Genomic DNA, 6217 nt, shown 5'->3' on the forward strand with positions numbered 1-6217 from the left:
TTCTCCTGGTCGGGTCGCGGTGCGGCGGGTCGGTGATGCCCGCGACGTTTTGTCGCCTTCCACGGTATGGATCACACTGGAGGTTGCACCACCCCCGGAAGTGGGTGGTTTTGCCCGCAGGAGGTGACCACATGGCCGCAGCGATCAGATCCGGGACGATCGACACCCGCCGACCCGACGACGCCGACGCCGTGCGCGCGTCACTGCGTGCCGCGGGCCGCGCCACCGTCCTGCCGGTGCTCTTCGGCGGCGTCGTCGACGACCGCGGGGCGGTGCTGTCGGGGTTCGTCGGTACGCGCAGCGTCATCCTGCGGGACCTGCTGATCTCGGCCGACTGCGGCCTGGGTGGGCGGACCATCGCCGAACGACGCGCCGGCGCGGTATCGGACTACTTCACCTCCACCGAGATCACCCACGATTACGACCGTGAGGTGTCCGGGGAGGGCATCGAGTCGTTGATCGCCGCACCGGCGGTGGTCGACGGCAGGACGCGGGCGGTGCTGTACGGCGCCCTGCGCAGTCCCGAACGCATCGGCGATCGGGTGATCGCCCGGATGGTCGGCACCGCGCGGCAACTCGCTCACGAGATCGAGGTACGTGACGAGGTGGATCGTCGTGTGGCGCAGCTGAATCGGGTCGAACCGGCCGAACCGCAGGTCCCCGCCACGGTCGCCGACGCCATCGTGGAGAGCTATGTCGCGTTGCGGGAGATCGCCGCGACGACGACCGATGAGGCGCTGGCCGGCCGGTTGCGCGACGTCGAGGAGCGGTTGCGGGGCCTGGGTTCGCGGCCGACGTGCGCGGTGACGCTCTCGCCACGCGAACGCGATGTGCTCGCCCACCTCGCGTTGGGATGCGCCAACGCCGAGATCGCCGAGCGGCTGTCGTTGCGGCCGGAGACCATCAAGAGTTACGTCCGCAACCTGATGGGCAAGCTCGAGGTGCACAATCGGCGCGAAGCGGTCGTGACGGCGCGTCGGATGGGGTTGCTGCCGTAGCGTCGCCCCCGGTGTTGCCCCGTGTCCGCGCCGCAGCGCGACGCCACGATCCATCGAAACCGGCAAGCCACGGAGTCCGGATACGTACCGTGGAGGAATGTCCACACCCACGCAATCGCCGACCGCCAATCCCGACGACACCACCAGCACCACCACGACGGTCGCCGCGGGGGACGTGCCGTCACCGCACGACGACGACGCCATCAACGACGCCACCCGCGATCTGCTGGTCGAGGGTTTGCGCCGCACACTCGACGGCCGCTGGGCCGCGACCCGGGACATGGTGCGCGAGCTGTCCGACCGCTCCGATCTGCTGCCCGATCCGTCGCTGACGCTCGACGAGGCACGTGAGCGGATTCTCGGTGAGATGCGGGAACTGGCGTCGCACGGCTTCGCCGGCGCGGGTTTCGCCACCGACCACGGCGGCACCGGCGACATCGGAGCGTCGATCACCGCGATCGAGATGCTCGGCTACGCCGACCTGTCGTTGATGGTGAAATCCGGTGTGCAGTGGGGACTTTTCGGCGGTGCCGTCGAAAACCTCGGTACCGCACGACATCACGACCGCTACGTCGCCGACATCATCTCACTGGATCTGCTGGGCTGCTTCGCGATGACCGAGACCGGCCACGGCTCCAATGTGCAGGCCCTGGAGACCACCGCGACCTACGACCCGCAGACGCAGGAATTCGTGGTGACCTCGCCCACGCCGTCGTCGCGCAAGGACTACATCGGCGGCGCCGCCCAGCATGCGACGGTGGCGGCGGTGTTCGCCCAGCTGATCACCGCCGGACCCGGGGAAGAGCCGGAAAGCCATGGGGTGCACTGCTTTGTGGTGCCCATCCGCGACGCCGACGGCAACGACCTGCCCGGCGTCACCACCAGTGATTGCGGATACAAGGGTGGCCTCGCGGGCGTCGACAACGGGCGCATCACCTTCGACGACGTGCGCATCCCGGCGGAGAACCTGCTCAACCGCTATGCCGACGTGGACACCGACGGCACCTACCGCTCCCCCATCGAGAACTCCAACCGGCGCTTCTTCACCATGCTCGGCACCCTGATCCGCGGCCGGGTGTCGGTGGCCGCGACGGCGGGTGCGGCGGGCCGTAAGGCGCTGGCGCTGGCCACCCGTTATGGCCTGGTACGCAAGCAGTTCGAGGCCCCGGACAGCGACTCGGAGATCACCGTCCTGGACTATCTCGGGCATCAGCGGAAGTTGTTGCCGCTCATCGCGAAGTCGTATGCGATCGCGTGCACGCAGAACGAGCTGACCGCCGAACTGCATGAGGTGCAGTCGGCCGCACCGGATGATTCCGACGCCGGGCGGCAACGTGAACTCGAAAGCGCCGCAGCCGGTTTGAAGGCGTACGCCACCTGGCACGCCTCCCATGCCATCAACGTCAGTCGCGAAGCATGCGGCGGTGCAGGCTATCTCGACGAGAACCAGATCTCGATCATCCGTGGCGACATCGACGTGTTCACCACCTTCGAGGGCGACAACACCGTCCTGACCCAGTTGGTCGCCAAGGAATTGCTGTCGGCGTATGCCGATGACGTGCAAGGCCTTTCGGCGGGCGGCTGGGTGCGGTTCATCGCCGGCATGGCGCGCGACGTCGTCGTCGAGAAGACCGCGGCCCGGCAGGTGGTGCAGACCCTGCTGGAGAGTTCCGACGAGGATCCGGAGAAGTCGAATCTGACCAACCGCGGCACCCAGATCCGCCTGTTCCGCAACCGTGAGGATCATCTGGTGCGGACCTGCGCGCAGCGTCTGCGGCGCGCGATAGGTGACGACAACGACGCCTTCGAGGTGTTCAACAATGCGCAGGATCATCTGCTGAAAGTCGGTCGGGCACATACCGAACGGGTGGTGCTGGAGTCGTTCATCGAGGCCATCAACGACTGCGACTCCAAGGCGACCGCGGAACTGCTGGGCAAGGTCTGCGACCTGTTCGTCTACTCGGCGCTCGAGGAGGATCTGTCGTGGTTCCTGATGCACCGGCACGTGTCGGTGGAGCGGGCCAAGGCGATCCGGCGCGGCGTCAACGAACTGTGCCTCGAACTGCGGCCGTACGCCGGGGTCCTGGTGGACGCCTTCGGGATTCCGGAGCAGTTGATGGTGGCGCCGATGATCGAGAACGGGTGACGGGTCACCTCGATCGCTCGGAGCCGCGTTCGGAACCCCGGCGCAGCACGAACGGAAGAACCAGCCAGAACGCCGCGAACACCGCGAGGGTGCACCCACCCGCCACCAGCGCCGGAACCCGACCGACGGTCGCGTCGAACACCACGACCATGCTGCCGCTGAGTGCGACACCCAGGAAGAGCAGGCCGACGTAGGCGATCCGATGAGCCCACGGGACAAGTGTGGGCAGTCGATGCCTGCGGAACAGTGCCCGGTGCAACGCCACCGGCGTGACGAGCAGGACGGTGGAGCCGACCGCGCACGCCACGACCGCGAGGTAGAAGATCCGCATGCCGTGGTCGAGGACGTCGAATCGGGACTGGAACGGCAGGGTCAGCAGGAACGCGGTGAGCACCTGAACACCGGTCTGTGCCACCCGCAGTTCCTGCAGCAGCGATGACCAGTTGCGGTCGAGTCGTTGGGTGCCGGTCTCCGAGCGTTGCGTGCGATTCCAGTCGGAATCGGCCAATCCGTCGTCGGACCGGTCGTTCGCCGGAGGCTCCGGATGCACCCCCTACGAGTCCGTCCCGCGCGGCGGCAAGCCGAGCTTGACCGCGAGGTGCGCCTCGGTGAGTTCGTTGCGGAAGCGTTCCACGTCGCGCGCCCACGCCTGAGCGAGGCTGCCGTCGGCGAGGGTGACGCCCACACCGGTCCGTCGTCGGGGGACGCCGTGCAACTCGCCGAGCGCGGGGGCGCTTTCCCACTTCTGGTGTTCGGAACCGTTGTTGGCGGGGTGGATCTCATCGATATCGGCCAGGGCGAGAATCTTGGTGCCCTGCTGCAGTGTCGTCTCGGTGAGCTCGACGGTCACGTGCTTGCGGGCCGCGACGACCTGGATGACGGAGAATCCGACGACGATCAGGCCGAAGATGCCGATGACCAGCCAGTGCACCTGCCCCGGTCCGGCGATCTCCATACCGAGGACCGCCGCGATGAGGACGGGACCGACGGCCACCACCCACCAGCTGCCGCCGGGCTCGTAGAACAGGACCTCGCCGGGGTTGTCGGGGATCGGGGTGGGTATGAAGGCGTCTTCCGGGGAATCCGTGTCTTCCGCGGTGTCGGCGTCGTCTGGGGAGTCGGCGTCGTCCGGGTCACCCGGCTCGTCGGGCTCCTGCGACCGGTCTGCGGTCACCGGGTCTTCTTCCCCCGCTTCTTGAGCTGTGCGCCCTTCTTCGCGGGCGCGGTGGTGGCCGGTTCTTTGCCGGTGAACCAGGTGTCGGCCTCCGGCCGGTAGGCGAGCAGGGATCCGAACAGGGCGATGATCGCGACGAGCAGCGCCACCGCGAGGAGCGGCGCCAGGAAGCTCAGGACCAGCAGCATGATGACCACGACCAACGTGAGCGCCGCCAGCGAGGAGCGCCACCGTTCATCGCCGGTGTAGGTCTTGGAACCCAGCAGGATGTAGGCGACGCCGACGGCCGCCACCAGAACGCCGATGCCAACCGGGATCAGCGTTTCGACTGTCACGAAGATGCCGAGAAGGATGTAGGCCACACCGAGCGCAGCCAACAGCCCGCCCGCAACCAGCCAGCAGCGGTAGGCCCAGACCACGATGTTCGGGCGCTGGGCGGGATCAGGTTTGGTCACGGGACTGATCTCCTTCGGTCTGGTCGACGGATGGGTTGGCGTCGGACGACGTGGCGCCGGGTGACTCCTTACTGAGTGAAGCACCCGCGCGCTCGTTCCGTGGGTCGTCTGCGGCGGAAGGCTGCTGCTCCGGGGAACTCGGGGTCGGCGGCTGCTGACCGGGGTACGGCGGGTACCCGGCGCTTGGGTAGCCGTTCGGCGGCGGATAGCCGGGTGGGGCGTAGCCGTAGGGCGGCGGGTACGGACCGGATTGCGGGTATGCGCCGGGCTGGGGATACGCCCCGGGCTGGGGATACGCCCCGGGCGGCGGGTAAGCGCCCGCCTGCGGGTGGCCCTGGCCGGGAATGGGCGGATAGGGCGGCGCCGCCGGGACGCGCGGTGCGCGACGCCACTGCGCCATCTTCTTGCAGTAGGTGTCGGATTCGCGGCGCAAGAGCAACACCACCGCGCCGAGTGCGGCGACACCGCCGATCACGTTGGGCACCATCGCCCACGTCGGGTGGACGTCGCCGAAGAGCGAGAAGAACGTGGTGATCACCAGGAACAGGCTCAACGCACCGAGCAGGAATCGCGCCCAGTTGTAGCCCTTGCGGGTCAGGATGAGGAGAGTGACCGCCACCGCGATCTCGACGATCAGCGTGATCACGATGGTGGTGATCACCAGACCCGACGACGTCACGAGGTTGTACTCCTCGGTGCCCTCGCCGTAGCTGGACCTGGCGAAATCGACGTAGGCGTCCCGCGTCTGGCCGTAGGTGGCGATCGTGGTGATGATGTGTCCGAGCAGCACCACGATCCACAGTTCGGACGCGATGACGATCGACTCGACGATCTTGGGTTTTCCACCCTGCCGATCGTCGCTGCCCGGGCCGGAGCTGCCGCCCGGGTCGGTGGATGAAGACATGCCTTCCAGGGTAATGAACGCGCGGGAGTCACCACTGACAGCGCCCTCGTCATCGTTGACAGCGCTCGCCCCCACGTTGACAGCGCTCTCGTCACCACTGACAGCGCCCTCGTCACCGCTGACAGCGCTCTCGTCATCGTTGACAGCGCTCTCGTCGACGTTGACAGCGCTCTCACCAACGTTGACAGCGCTCATCCGATACTGAAATCAGGGACAGATCCGACCGCAGAGCGCTGCAGTGCGTACCAAAGCGCCGTCAGCGAAAGCGAAAGCGCTGTCAACGTCGAAGCGAGCGCCGTCAGTGACCGCGAAAGCGCTGTCAGTGCGTACCAAAGCGCTGTCAGCGAACGCCAGAGCGCTGTCAGTGCGTACCAGAGCGCCGTCAGCGAAAACGAAAGCGCTGTCAGTGCGTAGCAAAGCGCTGTCCGTTGTATGCCAATCTGGGTGTGAGTCACTTCCGAGGAGGAGGTTCACAACATGAGTATTAGTGCTGGTTACACGATCGCTGAGATCACAGCCTATGTCCGGGAGTATCTGGAG

Annotated in this window: 6 protein-coding genes; 2 read left to right on the plus strand and 4 right to left on the minus strand. The window is 67.0% G+C overall.

The features are described from left to right. The first annotated feature begins 131 nt into the window (after positions 1 to 131). Complete coding sequence (locus tag ABLE92_RS12645) at positions 132 to 998, plus strand: helix-turn-helix transcriptional regulator (protein WP_348805111.1); 867 nt, start codon at positions 132 to 134, stop codon at positions 996 to 998. Positions 999 to 1095: 97 nt separating this feature from the next. Next, complete coding sequence (locus ABLE92_RS12650) at positions 1096 to 3144, plus strand: acyl-CoA dehydrogenase family protein (RefSeq protein ID WP_348805112.1); 2049 nt, start codon at positions 1096 to 1098, stop codon at positions 3142 to 3144. Between the two features lie 4 nt (positions 3145 to 3148). On the opposite strand, the gene ABLE92_RS12655 is transcribed toward ABLE92_RS12650, so the two are convergent. From ABLE92_RS12655 to ABLE92_RS12670, 4 genes are read right to left on the minus strand one after another with little or no spacing between them, the layout of a single operon-like run. Then, entirely contained in the window at positions 3149 to 3694 is a 546-nt protein-coding gene (locus ABLE92_RS12655) for a DUF6328 family protein (protein WP_348805113.1), read from the minus strand. Positions 3695 to 3697: 3 nt separating this feature from the next. Further along, positions 3698 to 4318 (minus strand): transport-regulating membrane protein Mce1N, encoded by a 621-nt coding sequence (mce1N, locus tag ABLE92_RS12660; protein ID WP_348805114.1) that lies wholly within the window; start codon positions 4316 to 4318, stop codon positions 3698 to 3700. Then, positions 4315 to 4773 carry a hypothetical protein gene (locus tag ABLE92_RS12665; RefSeq protein WP_348805115.1) on the minus strand — a complete coding sequence of 153 codons (459 nt, stop codon included), beginning with the start codon at positions 4771 to 4773 and terminating at the stop codon, positions 4315 to 4317. Before ABLE92_RS12665 ends, mce1N begins: the two co-directional genes overlap by 4 nt. Continuing rightward, entirely contained in the window at positions 4760 to 5677 is a 918-nt protein-coding gene (locus ABLE92_RS12670; RefSeq protein ID WP_348805116.1) for a hypothetical protein, read from the minus strand. Before ABLE92_RS12670 ends, ABLE92_RS12665 begins: the two co-directional genes overlap by 14 nt. Positions 5678 to 6217: the final 540 nt, after the last annotated feature.

The organism is Gordonia oleivorans (assembly GCF_040044975.1).
In the GTDB taxonomy this organism is placed as follows: domain Bacteria; phylum Actinomycetota; class Actinomycetes; order Mycobacteriales; family Mycobacteriaceae; genus Gordonia; species Gordonia oleivorans.

Excerpts from the sequence above, each read along its gene's own strand:
- ABLE92_RS12645 (WP_348805111.1), top strand. The coding sequence starts at position 132 with ATGGCCGCAGCGATCAGATCCGGGACGATCGACACCCGCCGACCCGAC.
- ABLE92_RS12650 (WP_348805112.1), top strand. The coding sequence starts at position 1,096 with ATGTCCACACCCACGCAATCGCCGACCGCCAATCCCGACGACACCACC.
- ABLE92_RS12670 (WP_348805116.1), bottom strand. The coding sequence starts at position 5,677 with ATGTCTTCATCCACCGACCCGGGCGGCAGCTCCGGCCCGGGCAGCGAC.